3 protein-coding genes are annotated in these 22442 nt (G+C 63.6%); all 3 read left to right on the top strand.

The window, feature by feature from the left end; translation table 11 throughout:
- Positions 1-215 precede the first annotated feature (215 nt).
- The 3 genes from MKD49_RS21685 to MKD49_RS21695 all read left to right on the top strand — a co-directional run bounded on the left by MKD49_RS21685 (position 216) and on the right by MKD49_RS21695 (position 22327).
- On the top strand, positions 216-21518 hold the full coding sequence (locus MKD49_RS21685) for a hypothetical protein (protein WP_252697334.1): 21303 nt from the start codon (positions 216-218) through the stop codon (positions 21516-21518).
- A 99-nt stretch (positions 21519-21617) separates the two neighbouring features.
- Positions 21618-21896, top strand: coding sequence for a hypothetical protein (locus MKD49_RS21690; RefSeq protein WP_252697335.1), 279 nt, complete (start codon positions 21618-21620; stop codon positions 21894-21896).
- Entirely contained in the window at positions 21896-22327 is a 432-nt protein-coding gene (locus MKD49_RS21695) for a helix-turn-helix domain-containing protein (protein ID WP_252697336.1), read from the top strand. The genes MKD49_RS21690 and MKD49_RS21695 overlap by 1 nt, the downstream gene beginning before the upstream one ends.
- The last annotated feature ends 115 nt before the right edge of the window (positions 22328-22442 follow it).

The following is a 22442-nucleotide window of genomic DNA, read 5'->3' on the forward strand; positions in this document are numbered from 1 at the left end:
ATTCCCTTGATCCCCTTATCAGGACAAAACGACGCCATCACTATGGCAGGCGTTTGTCACTGAGCACGATTTTTCAACCGCTCACGTTCACCCGTACCGCGCACCGAAAGGTGTCTTGCCGGCAGGCACCTGCCCTGTCCTGCCAGCGGCTTGGCGTGAGCGATGAAAGCGTGCGTGACCCGATTTCGATTTGTCACTTTCTAGGGAGTACCACCATGACCGTTACCGTTCTCAAGCTGTCCGACGCCGACGCCTACCTCAAGAACATCTCCATCAAGAGCATCAAGGACGTCCGCGCGCTGGACGTGGACCTGATGCTGGTGCTGGTCAACGGAGATCGCATCATCATCAGCAGCGGCGCGGTCAGCGCCATGAGCGCCCCGGAGTCTTCGTTGCAGTTCGCCGATGGCCAGCTGCCGCTGGCCAGCGTGTTCCAGCAGATCGACAAGATCGATGTCTCGCCGGAAGCCAACCTGACCGTGAGTTCCAAGGAAATCACGCGCTACAACCAGAACAACGCCAGGAACAAGAAGGCCCGCAAGAACGACGAGGAAGACAGCGACAAGCCGGTGGTGGTCGAAGACGGCGAGCGCGATCCCAGCGCCGCTGCAGAGACCAGCGGCAGCAGCGGCAACACCGAGCGACCCAACTTTTCGCCCACCAGATCTCCTGACAACCAAAGCCAGATCGCCGATGCCGAAATCAACTCGCAGCATGAAAGGAACTGGGGCGTGCAATGGCCCATCGCGGCCGGCGCGCTGGCGCTGCTGGCAGCGGCCGGGGGCGGTGGTGGTGGCGGCGGCAGCGGGGGCGGCAATGGCGGTAGCGCTGCTAACGGTGGCAGCGGCGGCGCAGGCAGTGGCGCAGGCGCTGCAGCCGCCGGCAGTGCAGGTGCAGGCACGGTCGACCCGTCCGCCGCAGTCATCCGGGGCAACGCCGCGCTGGGTCCCATCAAGAACGCGAACGTCACGGCCTATGACGCAGCCGGCAATGCCATCAGCGATACCGTGGCCGTGGTCGACGGCAAGTACACGCTGACGCTCAAGCACCCGCTCTACAAGGGCCCGATGATGCTGGTGGTGCGCGACAACACCCCCGGCGGAGCCGACAACTACATTGACGAAGGCAGCCTGCAGCTGACCGACCTGGGCCCCACGCCGCTGCGTGCACTGGTCATGGCCAGCGGCGTCAACCAGAACGTCAACGTCACCGCACTGACCGAACTGGCCGTGCTCAAGGCCGGTCTGGACCAGGGCGTCACACGCGCGGCCGAGCAGCCTGACGTCACGGCCGAACGCATCATCGCCGCCAACAATGCGGTCAGCGGCTTCTTCAAGGTCGATATTCTCGGGACGGACGTGGTCACCACTTCCGCCACCCATGCGAACGGACGCGGCATCCCCAATCCCAGCTTCAACAGTGCGTTGAGCGTGGAGACGCAGAACTATGGCGCAGCGCTGAAGGCCATCGCCAACCTGGTCCGGCTGGACAAGAAGACTTACCCCAACCAGGCCAGCGCACTGGTGCGCCTGGCTGACAGCCTGGACTTCGTCGACGAGGCCGGCAGCGGCCTGAAATGGGCGACCACTGCACGCGGCCAGACGCTGGCCAAGGCCAGCGCCCTGCAAGGAGCGCTGTTCAGCGAGGCGCTGACGCAGATCATCGAGAATCCCGACAGCACGGATGATGCAGTAGAAGGCGCCCAGCGCACGCTGGAGGCTTTGCAGAACCTGCCCAACGGCAGCACGGTGGCCGACTACCTGATCAACAACCACGTGGCCATCCCCAACCCGATCATCACCATCCGCAATGCCGTGGTCAGCAATCCCAAGCAGTGGCAGACGGCTCCGCTCAACAGCACGCTGGTGCTGGACCAGGGTGACCTGCTGGACGGCGACCTGCGCGTCAAGACCACGCCCAATGCCAAGGTCTCGGTCACCATCAAGGGCATCGACACTCTCGGACATGAGGTCAGCGTCAACCTGCCCGTGGCCCACGCCGATGCCAACGGCAACGCCATCCTCAAAGCCAGTGAGGAGAACATGGAGGTCCTGCACGGCGTCGACCGCGGCCGCGCCATCAGCGCCCAGGTCACCGTGACCGACGGCAGCAACAGCCGCACCAACCATGCGCTGTGGAGCAGCAGCAATACCGATGTGCGGGTGGACCTGAATACGCCCGAGAGCATGACCCGCTTTGCCGCGCAAAATCCGCTGAGCCTGGTCAGCGACACCTTCTACAACGACAGCAGCACCGGCGGCGACAGCGGCAGGTTCCCCGCCACGCAGGGCGACAGCGACCGCATCACTCGCGATGGCAGACTGCGCATTGCCCTGACCAAGGCGCTCAACGGCGAAAGTGAAGTGTTGCAACTGGCCGTGGCCAGCAGCACCGACCGCAACGGCAACCCGGTATGGGACAACTGGCACGAAGTGAACGGACTGACCGAAAACGGCAGCCCCGCCGCAGGCCGCTTCATCTACGAGACTGGCAAGGTGACCGAAGCCAACGGCCAGATCTGGGTCAAGGCGCGCATCGTGCAAAAGGGGCGCGAGTTCACCGGTGGCTACGGCAATGCCAACACGCTGGAGACACCGCTGCACTTCACCCTGGACAGTCTCGCCCCCACGCCCCTCCGCCTGCGCCTGCCCACGGGTGCGGACGATGGCATCGCCAGCGACGATGGCATCACGCGCCAGCGCGATACCAGGCTGGAACTGATGGCCCCGCGCGAAGGCGGCGCGGAACTGCACCTGCAGCTGCAGGCCGTGCCTGGTACCGCCAATGACACCTTGGCGGCGATCAATACCGCCGGCGTCGGCCGCACCATCGCGCCCGGCAGCTGGATCACCCTCAGGGCCGACGAACACCTGGTCATGAGCGGCAACACCAAGACCGGCAACGGCAAGGTAGTACTGAAGCTGCGCCACATCGACGCCGCCGGCAACTATCAGGAGATCAGCCAGACCTTCGTCACCGACAGTACCGGCACCATCGAACTGGTCAACCTGCTGGTGCAGCGCAATAGCGTCCTGCAGGAAGCGCGTAAGGCCACGGCACAAGCACAGACCGCCTTCGACACGGCGACGGCCACCGAGCGTACCGCCAAGCAGACCGTGCTGGCAGCCGCACAGCGGGTCGAGCAGGCCGCCCGCAAGGCCCATGAGGAGGCCGTCGTGAGCGTGCGCACGGCATTGACTACAGCACGTGAGGATGGCACGTATCGCCTTGATGAAGTCTTGAACCAGAACACCGATAAAGCCTATTTCCCGGCCATCGTCAACCAGCTCAGCCGCGAGACCAATGTGGAGGAGCTCAATCACCAAAGCGGACTGAAGAGCTTCGTCACGAGGGCCATCGAGAAGGCCGACGCTGCCGTGACCAAGGCTTCCCTCTACGGGGATGATCCGGCCAAACCGGCACCGGATCACGAGGATTTCTTCGCCATGGGCGTGCTGGGCCTGGACAATAATGCGGTGGCCATGGCGGCGGTGGTGAATGCCATCGAGAAGCTACCGAAGGACAAGACCAATTCCATTGGCAAGATCCAGGCGGTCACCGACGCCTACCTGAAGGTGCTGGCGCTGGCCAATGAGCGGACCGACACGGCAGACACGGACCTGCCTGCGGCCACCGTCTACGCAATCCTCGGGGTGAAACCGGCCTTGACGCCGGCAGCGGCCACCATCCTGGGCAATGTGCTGGATGACAAGAAAACACAGGATGTCGATACCATCGACAAGCTGAACCTGATCGCCGCATCGGCCCAGCGCATCGCGGAGCAGGCGGCCAATGCCACGACCGCCCATGCACCGACCGTGGAGGACTTCCGCAACCTGGGCATCAATGGCGTAACGGATGACAATGTGGCCGCCGTGCGCAACAGCCTCTATGACGTTCCCACCATCCTGCGCGGAGCCAACCGCCCCGACAGGGTGATCGGCCCGGTCGACACCTTGCGGGAGGTCAAGTCGATCGTCGCCCACAACATCGGCCAACTGCAGGTGCTGATCAACTATGCAGAGGGCCGCTCGCCGATCAATCCTGCGTCTCCGCTGCAAACGGAACCAGTCGAGGAGAATTACCGCCCGCCATCCTCCCTGGGCCTGACCTCGGCCGTGACCGCCTCGAACCTGCCATCGATCAACAGCGCGCTGCGGGCCGTGGGTGCAGCCAACATGAACTCGTGGCAGAAGGTCGGTGAGATTGTCGCTTCGTATGAGCGCATCCTCACCGCGGCCAATGGCAACCCGGGCGATGCATCCTCCCTGCCCGCGCTGGAGGACTATGTCCGGGTGGGCGTCAAGGCCCTCACCAACGTATTCAGCAGCGCTGGCGCGGTCGATACTGCCGGCCAGGCCAGTGCCGTGCGCCTGCTGTCGGAAGTCATTGACGGGAGTGCTCGCAGCAAAGTGGCCGCCGTCCCCGCCCTGGAGGCACTGGCCGACATCGCCGCGCGCACGGTCCATCTGGCCAAGCAGCGCGACACCGCGCTCAGCGCTGCGGAACTGAAGCAGCTGCTGTCCGCTGCTGATCTCTACGACGATGCACAGATGGCGATCATCCGTTCCGGCATCACCGGTACCAAGGATGATGGCACCAGGGTCAACAGCGTACAGGGGCTGCGCGATGTGATCGACAAGGCACTGGCCGCCGCCGCGAAGATCCGGGCCTATGCCGATGACGCCAACAAAACCGCACCTGTCGTCGACGATTATCGCGACCTCGGCATTGCCGGCATCGATAACACCACCAAGGCCACTGCCCTCAACAGCAGCCTGGCCACCGACAAGATCAACGGAGCCGCAGTGGCCTCGCCTGCCGCCCTGCAAGCGATTGCCGATGCCTACCTGCGCATCATCGGCGAAGCCGGCGATGTCGCCAATGCCAACACCGATCCGGGCGCGGCGGACTACACCGCCATCGGCGTGGAGATCTCCCTCACCGCCAATGCCGCGCAATTGCTCAACTCCGTCCTGCACAAGAAGAGTGCCGAAGACGTGGGCACCGTGGCCAAGGTCACGGTGCTGGCACAAGCCGCAGCGGAGCTGCACGCCCTCGCCAAGGGCGCGCCCGAACCCGAAGACGCGGTTGCGCTGACCACCGCCCAACTGACGGCCATCAAGGCCCAGCTCACCAAACTCGGCGTGACCTCTCCCGACGACGCGGTGCTGCCAGCGGTCATTGCCGCCCTGCGCTTGAGCCCTGCCGATGGCGCGAAGATCAACACGCTGGACAAGCTGCAACAGCTTGCCGACAAGGCCGCCGATGCACAGCGCAAGATCAGTCTTTACGCCGATGATGCCAGCAAGCCCAAACCGACCGCTGATGATTATCTCGACATGGGCGTGGACAAGGTCAGCGACCTCAACCTCAATGCAATCAACTCCGCGCTGGCCAGCCCGCTGGTCGAATCGGCACAGACCGCCAGCCCGAAGCTGGTACAGGGCATCGTCACCTCCTACGCAAGAATCCTGGCAGCGGCCGATGGCATTGCAGACAATGCCACCACACCGGCGAGCGCGCCAACCGCGCCTACGGCCGTCGACTACGAACGCGTGGGCATCAAGACGGAACTGGTCACCAAACTGAAGGACAGTGCCTACCCGCTGCTGGGAATGCTCAATACCCTGGTCGATGCCACCAGCAAGGACAAGGTCAATACCGTGGCGCTGCTGCAGGAGCGCGCCGAGATCGCCGACAAGATCATTGCCCAGGTCCGGGGCGTGCCCGGCGACAGCAAGGTCAACCAGCAGGAATTGACAACGGTCGGCATCACCGAATTGCAGGCCGACACCTTCGCCGCCGTCCTCTCGGCACTGGCGGCCAGCAAGGATGACGGTTCGGAAGTGATCGGCCAGATCGGCGGCACCTTGCGCCTGCAGCTCCTGGCCAACAAGGCCCATGCAGCCCAGCGGGTGCTGGAGAACTACGCCGACAACAAGCAGGAGGCCACCGAGCCGAACAGCGACACTTACAAGGACATCGGTCTTGACCTGACCAAACACCTTCCGCAGGCCGGCAGTGCGGCCAAGGCCGTGGCCGCCCTCAACAGCGCATTGCAAACCACCGCCGTGACCAAGGCGCAGGTCAATCCGCCGGCCAGACTCAAGGAAATCATCGAGAGCTACCAGAAGGTCCTGGTGGCCGCTAACGGGGAAGCGCCCGCCGATGGCAGCCTGAGTCCGGAAGCCAGCCAGCTCACGGCGGAGGGACTGGGCAAGCTGGGCATTGCCGGTCTGGCCGCTGCCCCTGACGGGCTGCTGCCCAATGTGCAGGCGGTGGTGGATGGCATGGCACGCGAGAAGGCGCTGGATGTGGCCAACCTGCAGAACAGCGTGAATATCCTGTTGAAGATCAGCCGGCTGGCCGACGGCACGGCCGGCAATGCGACCGTCGCTGAGCAATTCACCGATGCCCTTGCGGAACTGGAAGCCGTCGGGATTACCGTGACCGACCCGGTCGTGGCGCAAGCGGCAGTCAGCGCCATCGATGCAGTGCGCTTCACCGAGATCAACAGCCCCAGGAAGCTGCGCGCACTGGTCGAGGCCTATGAACGCATCCTGCAGGAGGCCAATGAAAATCCGCGGGCTGCCGGTGCCCCTCCCGTGAACGAGCAGGCTGATACGACGCCAACGGAAGACCCCGGCATCGTTCATTTCCGCACCATTGGCGTGAAAGTACCGGGCGTTACCGAAGCACCGGTCTCTCCCGAAGACCAGGCGGCCCGCCTGCGGCTGCTGAATGACGCGCTCAAGTACAGGACGCGCGCCGAAGTCGATACGGTCGGCGAGCTGACCACCTTGGGTCAGGCCGTGGATGCCTTCATGACGCTGGCCGCCCAGGCTGCCGGCAGCGCGAGCAGCGTCACTGCCGAGCAGTGGCAGACGCATGCGCATGCGCTGGGCATCAGTGGTATCGATACAAACGCCGAGGACGGCAATCTCGCCGAAGTGCAGGCAGCGATCCGTGGAAAGGGCGTGGAGACCATCGAAAGCATCAGCAAGCTGCGGGAGATCGTCCGCGAGGTCAACGCGTCGCTCGAAGTGATTGCCGCCTATGCCGAGAACAGCACCAATCCCGCCCCGACAGTGGCCAACTACACGCAGGCCGGCATCACCGCGGCGGGCGGTGCGGCGCTGGTCACGAGCGAGAACCTGGCCGCCATCAACAGTGCCATCGACAGGCTCAGCCGCGACGACGTCAGCTCCCGCCGCAGCATCAAGACCGTGGTCAATGCCTATAACGCCATCCTCGCAGCGGCCGATGGCGAGGACCTCAACAGCTCGGGGGCGTCCCTCACCGCCATGGGCTATCTGGCCATCGGCGTGCCGGTGGGCAACGCCGCCATCGGCATGGGCAGGCTCGTCATCAAGCCCGACGGCTCACGGATTTTCGAAGATGTGGACCAGGCCAAGCTCGCCCTCTTCAACAACGTGGTGGGCAGCCGCAACAAGCAGGACGTCGACACGCCCGCCAAGCTGGAAGCCCTGGCCAAGACCGTCGCCGATCTCATTCGCACCGGACGTGAACAGGATACGGATGCGGTCGTCAATGCGGGCGGCACCGCGCTGAGCCTGGAGAGCCTGCGCAATCTGGGCCTGACCGGCATCGATACCCCGGTCCGCCGCACGGCCTTCCTGAATGCGGTCAAGTACAAGGGCAACCGGGTCGATACCGCCACCGGTGAGCCCAGGACCGGCGACGCTGACAGCCACAATGTCGAAGGCATCAATACCCTCGCGAAACTGAAGCAGATCGCCGCCAGCTACAAGACCATCCTCGACCACGTGGGCACAGGCGAGAGCGCTGCCACCCCCTTGCGTGAGGACTATCTCAACATCGGCGTGCAGTTGCCTGTGCAGGGCGGGCAACATGCCCTGCAACTGTTCAACAGCGCCATTGCCGCGCAGGCCAGCGAAAACAAGATCGACGATATCGGCAAGCTCAACAAGCTGGCGCTGACGGTGGACAAGCTCATGCAGGTCGCGGCCGTGAAAAAAACGGCGGAAAAGTACCCCGACCAGTATCCGGAGGTGGCGATTGCGCTGGAGGCCGATGCCCTCGCCAGCCTGGGTTTGCAGCGCATGAACGAGGCCAGCGTGCCCCTGCTGCTGGCCAAGCTGCAGACTACCAATGACGATGGCAGCGGCGCCACCCGCATCGCTACCCTGCAATCCATGGCCGATGCCGCCGTGGCTGCGCAGGAGAAAATCACGAAATACGCCAGGGACAACAGCGGTACGGCCCCTGTGATCGGCGACTTCACGGCACTGGGGCTGAGCTGGCCTGCCAGCACGCAGAGTCCGGACCCCTACCTGACCGCCATCAACGATGCCCTGCGCTCGCAAGCCGTGACCGATGACAAGGCCAATACGCCAGCGCTGCTGCAAAAGATCATCGTGGCCGCCGTGCACGTGGTTGATGCGGCCAATGGCACCGCCGGCGATGCCGTCGCCATACCGAACAAGGAGGATTTCCTGGCCCTGGGCCTGGACGCCGCCAAACTGACCGCCGTCAAGGCGACCGGGGTGGGCTTCCTGGGCGAGACGGTTGACGCCAGCACCATTGCGCAGCTCACCCACGACAGCAGCGGCAATCCGATTGCCTTGCCCGACAAGCTGGCCAGCCTGCTGGACCTGATCCAGTCCCTGATGAACACGGTGGCGGGCACCGCAGCCACACCGCCGCTCTCGCAGGACACGCTGAGGCAACTGGGCGTCAACCTGGACGGCCTTACCGTCGACAGCACGGGCAAGCTGGTCAACTGGCCGGCCATCCGCGCTGCCATTGCTGGCAGCGCGGCGAATGGCTCGGAGGTGGACAGTCTCACCGAGCTCAATGCGCTGGTGGGAAAAGCCGACGCTTCGCAGGAAACGCTGCGCAACTACGCCGCTACGAACGCCGGCACGCCTCCCACCCAAGCGGATTACAAGAACGTCGGGCTGGTCAGGTTCCCCTCCCCGCCCGCCGCTGCGGATGGCCCGCGTCCGGCGCTGGTGGGCGCTGAACATGTCGAGGCCATCAACGCCGCACTGCGCACGGCCAAGGTCGGTGCCGAGCAGGCCGGTACGCCCGAAGCGCTCACCCAAGTGGTCGAGGCCTACCTGCACATTCTGGCGCGCGCCAATGGTCCGCAAGCCGATACCGGCGCGGCCCTCACCGCTGCGGATTTCGAGCGCATCGGTGCCGACATCGCGGGCGTCACCGACGGTGCGGCGCACGCCAGCGCCGCCGTGCGCGCACTGCTGGATTCGGTCATCGCCAACAAGACCGCAGCCGACGTGAACACACCCGCAAAAATCGAGCGCATCGGACTGCTGGTGAACAAGGTCATCGAGCAGGCCAAGGCCGGCACTGGCGAAGCAGACAAGCTTGCCGCCGCCGACCTGAACGAGCTGGGCATCAGCGCACCTCAAGGCAGCATCACGGATGCGGCCAATGCCGAGGCCGTCAAGGCAGCGCTCTACGCCATCCGCGCCGGTGACGATACCGGCAGCGCCGTGGACAGTTTCACTGAGCTGCAGGAGGTGGTCGGCAAGGCCATGACCGCCTACAAGAAGATCCAGGACTACGCGGTCCTGACGGCGCTGCCCGCCGGCTTCCCCGACGATAGCGCACGTCCGGATGAGAACGACTTCCAGGCCATGGGCCTGGCCGTCCCCGAGGCGGTCAGGGCCGACAAGGCAGTCGGTGCCGCCGCCAGCCTGGCGACCGCCCACATCGACGGTACCGCCATCAACACCATCGACAAGCTCGCCACCCTGCTGCGCAACTGGAACGACTTGCTGACCCTGGCCAACGGGGTAGCGGACCAGCCTCTGGCCGCCGACCGACGCAGCGACTTCAGGAACCAGCTCGCCGCCGTGGGTGCGCCTGCTCCTGCCGCCACCACGGATGCCGCCATCGACCTGCTGCATTCGGCGCTGGACAAGATGAGCACGACCGCCACCATGCATACCCCGGCCCAGTTGCTCTCCCTGCTCAAGACCAGCCAGGCCCTCACTACGCTGGCTGGCACCCCGCAAGCCTTCTCCGGCACCGGCCTGCCCGAGGGGCTCGGAGCACCGGATCTGGTGGCCCTGGGCCTGATGCCCGCCGAACCGTCCAGCACGCCTGGCGCAGCCGCCGCCATATTGGGGGCCATCGCTGCCACCACCGGCAGTAGCGAGGTCGACAGCATGGCCGAGATCGCGCCACTGGCCGCCACTGCGCTGGCGGCCCACGCGCGCCTTCTTGCCTACGCCGCCAATACGGCCTCGGCCATCGCGCCTGCGGCCGCTGACTATGCGGCCATCGGCCTGGTCAGCAACGATGCGGCCCGCACGCCCCTGGTGAACGGCAACAATCTGCAGGCCGTCAACTCCGCCCTGGCCAGCAGCGCCATCGATGCCGCCAGAGCCAATGATCCCGCCTTGATCAAGACGATCATTGATTCATACGACCGCATCCTGGACTGGCAGAGCGGGGGCACAACCATGCCGGCTCTGGGCCAATATGAAGCTATTGGCGTCACCAGCCTCAACGAGCAGGCCAAGACGCTGCTCAATGATGCCGTACGCCAGTTGCCCCTGCCCGATGTGAAGAACCAGGCAAAATTGCAGAGCGCCGCCACGACCGCCACCCGTATCGTGATGCTGGCCGATGGCCTCGCCAACACGGCCGATGGCACGCTCCCCGCTGCTGACGACTATGCTGCGCTGGCCCTGCAGATGGGCCACAGCAGCAGCGCCACGGACAGCGACGGCTCGGGTGCCGCCCTGATGGGCAGCGTACTGGACCGCAAGACCTGGAGCGAGGTCAACAGCCTCGCCAAGCTGCAAACCCAGCTCGACCTGGTCAACAAGTTCATGGACCGGGCGGCCACACCCGAGACCGCCGCGGCACTGAGCGCCACCGACTTCCAGACGCTGGGTCTGGACATCAGCGGCAAGAGCGCTGCCCAACAAGGGGCCATCCTCGCCGCCGTCGGCACCAGCGGCGCAGACGGGCAGGCCATCAAGTCCATCCCGCTGCTGCAGACGCTGATCGACAAGGCCGTCATCGCGCTGGCCAAGGTCACGGCCTATGCCCAAAGCAACGCCTCCGATGAAGCCCTGCGGCCCACGGTGGAGGACTACAAGGACATGGGGGTGGCCCATGTCGATGCGACCAACCTGGCCGCCATCAATGCGGCACTGGCCACCGACCAGGTCGGCGCTGCCCAGGCTGACACCCAGCCCGAAGTCCAGGCCATCGCCGATGCCTACCGCAAGATCCTGAAAGCCGCCGATGGCGTGCGCGCCAGCGTCGACCCGGTCGGTAGCGAACTGGTGCCCACTGCCGCAGAGCTGAACCTCATCGGGGTCACCGTGGCCCCTGGCACCTCCCCGGACGTGGTCAACCTGCTGGCCACCGCGCTGGATGCCGTCCCCCGCGCCAAGGTCGGCAAGCCGGCCGACATCGACGTCATCAAGGCCTCGGCCATTCGCGTCATTGCCGCCGCCACCAATAGCCCGAGCGGCAGTCCCCTCGGTGCAGCCGCCGCCGCCCTGCAACTGTCCGATCTGGAAAATCTCGGCGTCAACGGCCTCACCGACGATGCCATGCCCGATGTGCGCACGTTCATCGCCGGCAACCCGGCCGGCAGCGTCAACACCAGCACGCGCCTGCAGAACCTCATCGACGGCCTGTTGCTCGACCTGAAGCTGATCCGCTACTACGCCGACAACAAGCCCAACGACGACGCCCGGCTGGGTGCGCTCGACGTGGTGCTGGAACCCACTGCCGCCAACTACGCCAATGCGGGGGTCCTGCATGTGACGGCCGCCAATCTGGTTTCCATGAATGCCGCCGTCAAGGCGCAGGGCAACGGTACCAAGGTCGACAGCAAGGCCAAGCTGCAGGAGATTGCCGACGCCTACCTCCACATCCTGCAGGCCGCCGATGGCGTGGCCGGCAACGTCACCGGAGGCCCGGTCACCCGCGCGGAGCTGGTGCGCATCGGCCTCACGGAGCACGAACTGCCCGATCCCGACAAGGCTGGCCTCACCCCGCAGCAGAAGCACCAGGCCAGCGCCACGCTGGGCCTGCTCACTACCGCGCTGGACGCCCAGCCTGCCGACGGCAGTACTGTCAAGACACCGGCGCTGATCCGCGAATTGCTGGCCCTCTCGGGCAAGGTGGTGCAGTACGCCGCCACTGCAGCTATTGCCGAAACCGATGCAGCCCCGGCCGCGCCTACGCTGGCTGAACTGCAAAAGCTGGGCGTACGCCAGCTGCTGCCCTTGGATGGTCCGATCCCCGGCACGCTTGCCCTCTTCAACGGCGCACTCGCCAAAACGCCCGCCGCCACGCTGGAGACACTCGACCTGAGCCGGCTGCAGACCATCGCCACGGCGGCGGCCAAGCTGCGCCTGCTCACCAGCAGTCCCGGCGTGACGGAAGACGCGCTGCGTCCGACAGCAAACGCCACCGACGCCAGCGGCCTGCCCAAACCCGGCGCACCGCTGACGCACGCCGAGCTCACCGCGCTGGGCATGGCCATCGAGGACAAGCCATCCCACATCAAGCTGCTCAATGAAGCCTTGGACCGCCAGCCCAACTTTGGGGCCGTCTCCGACGTCACCAAGCTGGACAACCTGAACCTGGCCAGCATCGTCAATCGCGTGATGCAACTGGCGGCGCACGATACGGACGCGCCTGCGCTGCCTCCGGTGAGCCTCAGCAATGCCGACTGGGCCAAGCTGGACATCCCCGTTTCCGGCGCCAGCGCGGTGGTCGACGTCAACTCCCTGCCCGCCTTCGTAGCCGCACTGAAGCTGCACCAGCCGGCCGACATGGACACGCTGTCCGAGTTGCGCGCACTGGCCGTGGCAGCGCACACGGCGCTTAAAAAAATCCGCGACTACGCCCAGAACGCCAGCGACGGCACAGTCGCAGCGGAAGGCACCAGCGGCTTGCCGACCCTGCAGGACTTCAAGGATATCGGCGTCATCGACGTGGACAAGTTCGTCCTGCCCACAGCGGATCGCGACGATCACATGCCTGCCGGCCTCTTCGCCCTGCTCTCTGGCCTGGCCAGCGCGGACGTCAAGGGCAGCGACGCCACCACCCACAGCCAGATCCAGGACATCGTCAACAGCTACAACAAGGTCCTGACGCTGGCTGACGGCATGGCCAACCTTGCCACTGGCGCGGCCGCTCCCCTGGCAGAGGACTACACCCGCATCGGCAGCACGCTGGGCAGCGTGGCCACGCAACCGGCCTATCTCAAGCTGCTCAACTCCGTCATCGATCCGCTTGCCGCTGACAAGGTCGACACCCCGGCCGAGATCAGCGCTCTGGCCGCCAAGGTCGCCAAGGTCCTCGGCTATGCCAACAGCCTTGGTGCCACCCCGGCACCGGCGGCCCCCACGCGGGAGGACTTCACCGGGCTGGGGATCAGCGGCCTGGAAGCCGATGACCTGCCCGCCGTGCTGGCGCGGCTGCAACGCATCGGCGAGCCTGAAGCCGCAGGCATCACCCGCCTGGGCGGGTTGCAGGAGATGGTCAGCCAGGCCGTGCAGGCACAGGCCAAGGTACGCCGCTACGCCGACACCCATGCCGCCGATGATCTGCCCGGCATACAGGATTACCTCCACATGGGCGTGATCATGCCCACCCTTGCCGGCCAAGCGGACTACCCGCAACGCATGCTGGAAGCGCTCAATTCCACTCTGGCCTCCCCACTGGTAACGCGCGCCCAGGCCAACACGCCGCAACAGCTCGACGCCATCCTGGCGATCTACCACGGCAAGGTGCTGCCGATGGCCGATGGCCTCAGCAACACTACCGAGGGCCACAAACTGAGCGCCGCCGAGCTGGACTTGCTGGGCCTGGACACCACCGCCCACCAGCTCACGGAGGCCGGGCATCTTCAATTGTTCAATGACATGGTGGACACCATGCCCGATGCCACCAAGGTGGCCCGGCTCGACAAACTGAGTACGCTGGCCGCACGTGTGGTCAAGGTCCTCGCCATTGCCAACCAGACCCCGGCCGATACCCTCGTCAATGCGCATCGCTTCGATGCCGACGATTTCAGCTACTTCAGGGGTGCGGATCCTGCCTTGACGCCTTTGGACGAGATCGCGATTTACTACGCCCTGCAAGCCAGACAAGCTGCGGACGTGCTGACGTTCCAGTCCGTCAAGTCCCTGATGACACAGGCCCCCCTGGCCTATGCCACGATCCTCCGCTATGCCGATGGCGTGGACGGAGCAGCCGCCCCGACGGGTGCCGACTACGACAAGCTGGGCATCAGCGATGTCCGCGAAGTGGCTACCACCGGCAAGCCCGCCAATCTGGCATCGCTGCAGGCAGTACTGGCGCTGCCGGCCATCAATGCGGCCAGCCTCAATGCGCCGGGCAAGCTGCAGGACATCGTCAACAGCTACAACAAGTTGTTGGCGCAGGCCAACGGAGCGGCCGCCGATACCGCCGAGAGCAATCTGGCCACGCTGCAGGATTTCAAGAACATCGGCGTGAACCTCACTGAATTGGAAGCCATGGATTCGACTCGCTCGGCCAATGCCGTGCAGTTGCTCAGTTCCATCATCGACAGCCGCTCAGTGACTGATGTCGATACCCCGGCCAAGATCCAGGCCTATGCCAATCTGGCAGAAAAAATTGCCCGACTGGTCGTCAATGATCGCAGCAAGCTCCCGAGCAAGGAGGACTTCAACAAACTCAGCATCCCGGGCGTGAAGGATGGCAACCTGGCCGCCGTCCTCGACAAGATCGCCGCCTTGAGCGACGACGGTGTGCAGGCCAACACGTGGAGCAAACTGGCCGATGCCGTCTTCACGGTCACCAACGTGCCCAGCCTGAACCTGGTCACCGAGGACAACGTCATCAACCTGGCCGAACGCACCAGTGGCGTGACCCTCACCGGGACCGCAGGGAAGGACGACACGGTCACCTTGCGCCATGCCGACGGCACCGTCATGCGGGCAGGCATCGTCACAGTCGATCCGCACAACGGTACCCAGCTGTGGAACTGGAGCTATACCCTGACCGAGGCGGACTGGACCAAACTTGGCGCGGCCAGTGCCAACAACGTCAAGAAGACCATCACCCTGCAATCGCACAATACCGTCAACGGACTGCACTCGATTCTGGTCAATGGGGAGTTCTTCATCGATACGGTGGTCCCGGCCTTCAGCAGCCCGATCCGCCTGGAGGTGGATAGCGGCGTACCAGGCGACCGCATCACCAACAACGGCAAGATCATCGTGCCTGCGCCCGAGGCGGGCGTCAGCTGGAGCTACCAGATCGACGGCGGCAACTTCCAGACCGGCAGCGGCACCAGCTTTGTGGTTGATGAAGGCGCACATACGGTCATCGTGCGCCAGAGAGATGGCGCGGGCAACAGCACCGACCAGAACCTGATGGTAACGGTTGATACCATCGCCCCGATCAAGCCGACCGTCGCGCTCAAGGAAGATACCGGCGAACGGGACAATGACTTCATCACCCGCACCGGCGTGGCCAAGGTCACCGGACTGGAACCCGGCGTGAAGTGGCAGCACCGCAGCGGCAGCAGCGGTACCTGGATCGATCACGGACTAGCCGGACCGGCCGACAGCGAGCACATCGTGGATCTGTCTGACGGTGCCGATGGCGAGCGCCGCATTGAAGTACGGCAGATTGATGCGGCGGGCAACGAAAGCCCCATCAGCACTGAACTGGTCTTCATACTGGACCGTACCGGCCCGGTGCTCACACTGCGACTGGCACAGGATACCGGCACCGCTGGCGACGGCATCACCTTCAATGGCACGGTGCAGGTCAATGGCCTGGAAGCGGGACGCGCCTGGGCTTACCAGATTGATGGCGGTGACTGGCAAGCGGTCAGTGGCAGCGCGGGCCTGAACACCGTGGCCGTGTCTGGCCAGAGAACCGGCGGCACCGATGGCCTCAGAAAGGTGCGCGTCAAGCAGACCGATGCTGCCGGCAACGAGACCGTGAGCAGCGAATTGTCTTTCACGCTGGACACCATCGATCCAGTCTTCAGTAGTGACATCAGGCTGCAATTCGACAGCGGCAGGAGCGACATCGACGGCATCACCAACAATGGCAGGATCATCGTGCCCGCACCGGAAGCTGGTGCCAGCTGGAGCTATCGCATCGATACCGGCAGCTTCCAGAGCGGCGGCAGCACCAATATCGTCGAGGTTCCCTCAGGAATCCACGATGTCACGGTGCGCATGACCGATGTGGCCGGCAACTTCACCGAGCGGAGCAAGCACGTGACCGTGGACACCCTGCCACCCACTGCGCCGACGCTGACCCTGGTCAACGACACGGGCGACTTCAACAACGACCGCAAGACACGCGATGGCAATGTACGCGTGAGCGGCCTGGAACCCGGCGCAAGCTGGAAATACAGGATCGGTGCCAGCACTTACCTGCCCGGGGGCAGTACCAACATCATCGACGCTACCAGCGGCCCGGATGGTGAACGCCAGGTCAGCGTGATCCAGATCGATGAAGCCGGTAACGAAAGCGTCGCCGCCGAACTGATCTTCACCGTGGACCGCACCGGCCCGCCGCTGGTCTTGAGCCTGCTCAACAAGACGGGCAGCACGGCAGCGGCGATCACCAAGGATGGCACCGTCAAGGTCGATGGACTGGAAGCAGGGCGCAGCTGGCAATACCAGATCGGTGAAGGCGCATGGGTGACCGGCAGCGGCAATACCGTGGTCGTGCCCGGTGCCAACGTCAGCGGCGGCAGCGATGGCGTGAAGAAGATGCGCGTCAAGCAGAGCGATGTGGCGGGCAACGAGACCATCACCGCTCAATTGGAATTCACCCTCGACACCACCCCGCCCATCAAGCCAGTGCTGGCACTGGTGCGCGATACGGCGGGCGTGGCGGGCAGCGGCGTTGTCACCTCCGATACCGACAAGATCACCAGCGATGGCCACGTGCGCATCACCAATGCCGAGGTGGGTACCAAGATCGAATACTCCTTCGACAATAGCAACTGGATCACCCTCAGCGGCGACACCATCGACCTCGCTGGCAGCGATGGCCTCAAACAGATCTGGATGCGAGAGACGGACGTGGCGGGCAATGTGGCCATGAGCGACAAGTTTGAATTCACGCTGGATACCACCGTCGCCAAGCCCGGCCTGCGGCTGGTCATCGATACCGGCAATACCGGGTTCTTCGGCGATGCAGCCACCGACAGGAACACCCGCGATGGCACCCTGGAGGTGCTGAACCTGGAGGCCGGTGGCACCTGGCAATACAAGCTCGAAGGCGGCGACTGGCAAAACGGCAGCGGCAATCGCTTCACGCTCCCTGGCAGCGCCAGCGGCGGCAGCGATGGCGTCAAGCGCGTGCAGGTGCGCCAGACCGACAAGGCAGGCAATGCCTGCACGATGAGCGAAATGGTCGAGTTCACCCTCGACCAGCGCGCACCGCTCGCCCCCACCTTGAACAAGGTCGCCCCTTTGTTCTTTGACGGAAAAAACTATTCCAAGGACAGAGGCTTCACCGTCTCAGGCATGGAAGCCGATAGCGTGGGCGAATACACGCTCGGGGGCGGCACCTGGGTTCGCTTTGCGGGAAATTCCTTCACCTTGCCTGCAAGCCAGGCGGATGGGGAGTATCGCGTCGCCGTCAAGCAGACTGATCGGGCGGGCAATGTCAGTGGTGCCAGTGCGGAAGTGATCTTTACGCTGGATACCAAGGCAGATGCACCAACACTGCAACTCAACAATCCTGCTGGTACCAATCCGGCAGGCGAAGCGTTGACCACGGCAGCGAGCTTCGTGCTTTCCGGCGTGGCCGAGAAAGGGGCGCAGGTCACCGTGCGCAATGGCAGCAAGGAGGTTGGTACGGCCACGGCCTCGGCCACCGATGGCAGTTGGTCGCTCACGGTCAACAGCACGCTGGAGATCAACGGCTTGCGGCGCGTGGATGGCGGGCTCAGTGCGGCCAATGGGGTGTATCAGTTGATGACGCTGGATCAGGTCCGTGCGTTGCCGAGATTCGATTCCAACTTCAGCATCGACGGCAACAACGACATCGACGCCTCCCGCCCTGTCTACCGGATGACTACTGCTACCGGCGAGACCTGGTACGTCTGGAGCGCCCTCAACGGCGACTATCGCATCTCGCGCCTGAACGGCTCCGACGAATGGTATCGGGAGATATTGAATTCGCCCAAGCCCACTGCCTTCCCCGAAGACATCGTGAGCGGCATGGCGATGAATGCCGCTTTCGCTACCGTACAATATGAATTGCGCTACGACGGCAGCAGTACGCACCAGCGTGCGCTCAAGCGATCCGAGATCAGCCTGATCGGCACCAACAGCCCGCGTGATCTGCAAGAATTGAGCGCCACGCAAACCGACCCGGTCGGCAACACCAGCGCCCCCAGTGCAATACGGAAGGTACGCATCGACACTACGCCTCCTGCGCCGCTCGATCTGGATGCCAGCGCCGCGGGCATCCAAAGGTTTTCAAGCCTGGAATTCACCCCGTCGCAACTCAACACCGGGATCAATCTGGTAGGCAACGGCGCGCCGCCGGAGAGTACCGATATTGAAACCATCCTCGTGCGCTTTACCGAGCAGGGCAGCAATCGCGCCACCAATCAACTCATGGTGGGCGGTACGACCCTGTTCATGAAAGACAATCTGGCACAGCTGAATAACCAGACCATCGGTACGGTGAGCGGACTCAGTTTCAGCTATGACGCCACCGGGGCTACGCTCACTGTGCGTAAAACTAGCAGCCCGCAGGCACTGACCGGCAGCGAAGTCGAGCGCATTCTGGAAGCCATCAAGATCAAGAACACGGCGGGCAGCATCGCCACCGGAGGGGACTTCTTCCGTGCTGAAGTGATCTTGCAAGACTTTACAAAGCAAAACGAACACTTGCCGCCTACGACTTTACTCAACATCTTCAATGATCAACTGCTGTTGGATATGGACCCCAGCTTGGCCGGGATTCAACATGAATCAAAAGTCAGGTATCACCAACGCTCCGCCGAAAGCACATCCATTGTGACGGACATCGAAGCCTCCTCTTCTGCAATGGGCATTCATATGCGCACTTCCATCACTTTCGCTGCCGGCAAAGATTTTTTGTACGCAAATAACGGGGCCGGTGTCTTGGCACCCATTCCCCTCGACAGCCACACTCCCTTAATAGGGATGGTAGGTGGCATATCCAATGTTCGCATCACAATGTTGGAAGCGGGCAATGGTCTCGATATTGTGCGTAATAGTGGCGGAGAGTTTTCCGCCAACGAAATACAGGCAGTCATCAAAGGTCTCCAATTCCGTAGCACAATATCATTCGAAAACAGTCCATATCCATTTTACTTTTCTCTCATCAAGAATCGTGTGACTGGAGAAGTGGGTCCTATCTCTTTAGCCTATTTGATTTTTGATACCGGCTCTCCTGTACTCGACCTCGACGCCACCGCCGCCGGCACCCAATTGAACGCAACCCGCATCATCAACCTGGCAGGCCAATCGGAAGGCGTGAGCCTATTCGCCAAGCCTATCGCCACGCCGGCGGACAACGACGTAAAGAGCATCCAACTGGCCTTCTCCGGCACCCTGGCCGTGACGCTGGACAAGCTGGTGCTGGGCAGCTACACGCTCGCCTTCGATACCGCCGCCCCGGACAATCTGGTGCAGACCATTGCCGGTGTGCGAGACGTGGCCATCCGCTACACCCGCTCCAGCGATGGCGTCACGCCGCAGCTGACGCTGACCAAGACCACCGGTGCCAGCTTCACCGGTGCGCAGGTCAAGGCGGTGCTGGAAGGGCTGCAGTTCAAGACCACCTCCAGAGACACCAGCGCCCGCCTGATCGACATCACCCTGACCGATCAGGCCGGCAACGTCAGTACCCCGGCCCGCGCCCGCGTCACGCTGGACACCAAGGCAGCGCCGGCCTTGACCTTGGACATCCCCAACAGCAGGCAGGTCAGTTACGACTATCTGGAATTCAAGGATGTCTTCGGCGACAACGCCACCACGGTATTCACCAAGAACGATAACGACGTCGAGATTCGCTACCCCACAAGCCAGACCCCTGAACAATTCCTCAAGAGCATTCGAGGCCTCTCGGCGGTATGGGGCGGCAAAGGCATTGCCGGAATCCCCGGTAACGATGGCGCCAATCGACTGGACGAGGATGTGAAGAGCTACATGGGCTTCGCTATTCCGCCGGGCAACAACGTGCCATTCGCGTTTGCGCATCAGGGAGGAAGCTACATCAAAGCGGATGTGCTCAACTTCAAGGCGGATACAAGCAAGCTGGTGCTGCAAAATCTGGGCTCGTTCAACGTCCCTAATCTGGACCTTCACAAATTCGAGGGCGGTACTGGCTCCGGCCGGGGCGACCTCTACGGCATCGGCAAGATCAAGTTGCTCTACGAGGTAGCGACCACCCAGAGCACCAGCACCCCAACCCTGGCAATCGCCTTCGACGGTACCCAGGCGAGCGTGGGCGGGCTCATGGCGATCTACGAGGGAAGCCGACTGCTCGTCAGCAAGGTGCTCACCGCCGACGACCTCCGCGCCAATGAAGTCCGGCTCACCGTTACGGAGAGTCTGAGTCGCGGAGACCATCAATTCATTGCGAAGTACAGCGAAGAATCGGGAGATCAAAGCGAATCGTTGCCGGTACCACTGACTGTCGAGACATCCGGCGTGCTGCCGTTCCTGAGTGACCTGAAGGTCCAGCTGCCTTACGCCACCACAAAGCCTGCTCAGGATCTCGGCACGTCCAGCAGTTCCTATGCGGTGTTCGTCGACGCGAACGCATCCGGTACCGCCAGCAACTACCAGCAGGGTCCAAGCTTCACCGGCAAGGTCGGCACACGGGGTGCCGCCACGTCCGGCACGTATCTGGTGCAGGCAAGCATGGGCGGCAAGCTGCTCGGCTTCGATGTGGTTGGCGAGGGCGACTTCACCATCAGGACCAGTGCCAATCTGCTCAAGCCTGGCTTCTACAATGATCTCAGCATCACGGCAACCAACATCACGCCGGGCAGCGAGAACAAGGGCCAAGCCAACGGCGTGCAGGGTCTGGCACTGGGCTACTACTGGGCACCGCAGGCGCTGGAGGACCTCAAGGGCGGTGCCGGTAACGATGAAATCCTGGTGGGTGCCACAGCGAGAAGGTCGGCCACAGAAATCGAAACCGGTGCCGGACGGGATGTGCTGATCCTCAGCGCCTTTGGCAAGACGGCGAACCTGGAAGCCACTGTGACGGACTTCCAGTTGGGGACGGATCAGGTCAAGGTGTTGTCGGGCAATAGCCCTTCCGGCTTGGTCTATCGCGCCATCACGGCTGACAACTGGCAGCAGTTCGCGCCCCGAGCAGAACAAAACACCTACGGCAGCGGCACGAAGCTGGTCATTGATCTGGACGGCGCTGGCGCAGGAACGGACAAGTACACCCTCTACCTGCCCACGGTGGCCTTCAATTACGACACCAACACCAAGAGCCTCTTCGGTCTGTAACACGCCTCACACTGCCCGCAGCACCCCGGCCCATGATCCATGGGCCGGGCTCTGCTGCCACCCCATCATCGCAAGACAGAAAGGAAGGAGACCCGATGTATGTCCAGAAAAATAGGCGACGGCCGCAACCTCTGGCGGCCCGGCAACGAAGACCTCCCCATGCTGGTGGAACGCCTCCATGCGCAGCGCGAAGACCGCGCCTGGCTGAGCATGCCGGAACGTCCCGACACCGGCCCGTCCAGGCTGCCGGTGACATTCGACGACAGCCTCATTCTGCTGCCCCAGCTCACCGATGCCGACTACTGGAGCAGCGCCCTGACCCTGTCCCCGGACTGGTTCAGTCACGCCGATGCCCTCAAGAGATCGCCACGGCATTGATGCATCACGCCCCCAACCCCTATGCCAACAACGCGCATATCACCCACATCACGCATACCATGGATAACCACAAACTCGCCATCGGCCAACGCCTGCGCACCATCCGCCTGAAGATGGGCATCAACCAGAACGTCTTCGCCCGCGCCCTGAACACTGCGCCCAATCACATCTGCCAGATCGAACGCGGCCGCTGCATTCCCGGTAGCAAGCTGCTGCGCCTCATGCGCGAACAGTTCGGCATCGATATCACCTGGCTGCTCAGCGGCCAAAGCGCAGCCACGACCACCAGCCTGCTCAAACGCGAAATCGGCGCGCTGGTGGAGGACTACCAGCGCGCCGATGCCAATGGCAAAGCCTTTCTCATTTATACGGCGAGCTTTCTGGTGGAGGGCACGGAGAAACACGATGCCCGGTCCGCCTCAAAAAAATAGGCAGTCGATGACTGCTCGCCATCGCCTGCCTTTACGGTGTTGCTGAAGAACGCTCAACCAGCGGATCGCAGAGCACCCGGCTGCCTCACCCGATCACCCTGCCACAGGCGCAAGC

Source organism: Herbaspirillum sp. WGmk3 (genome assembly GCF_023952535.1).
GTDB lineage: Bacteria > Pseudomonadota > Gammaproteobacteria > Burkholderiales > Burkholderiaceae_D > Herbaspirillum > Herbaspirillum huttiense.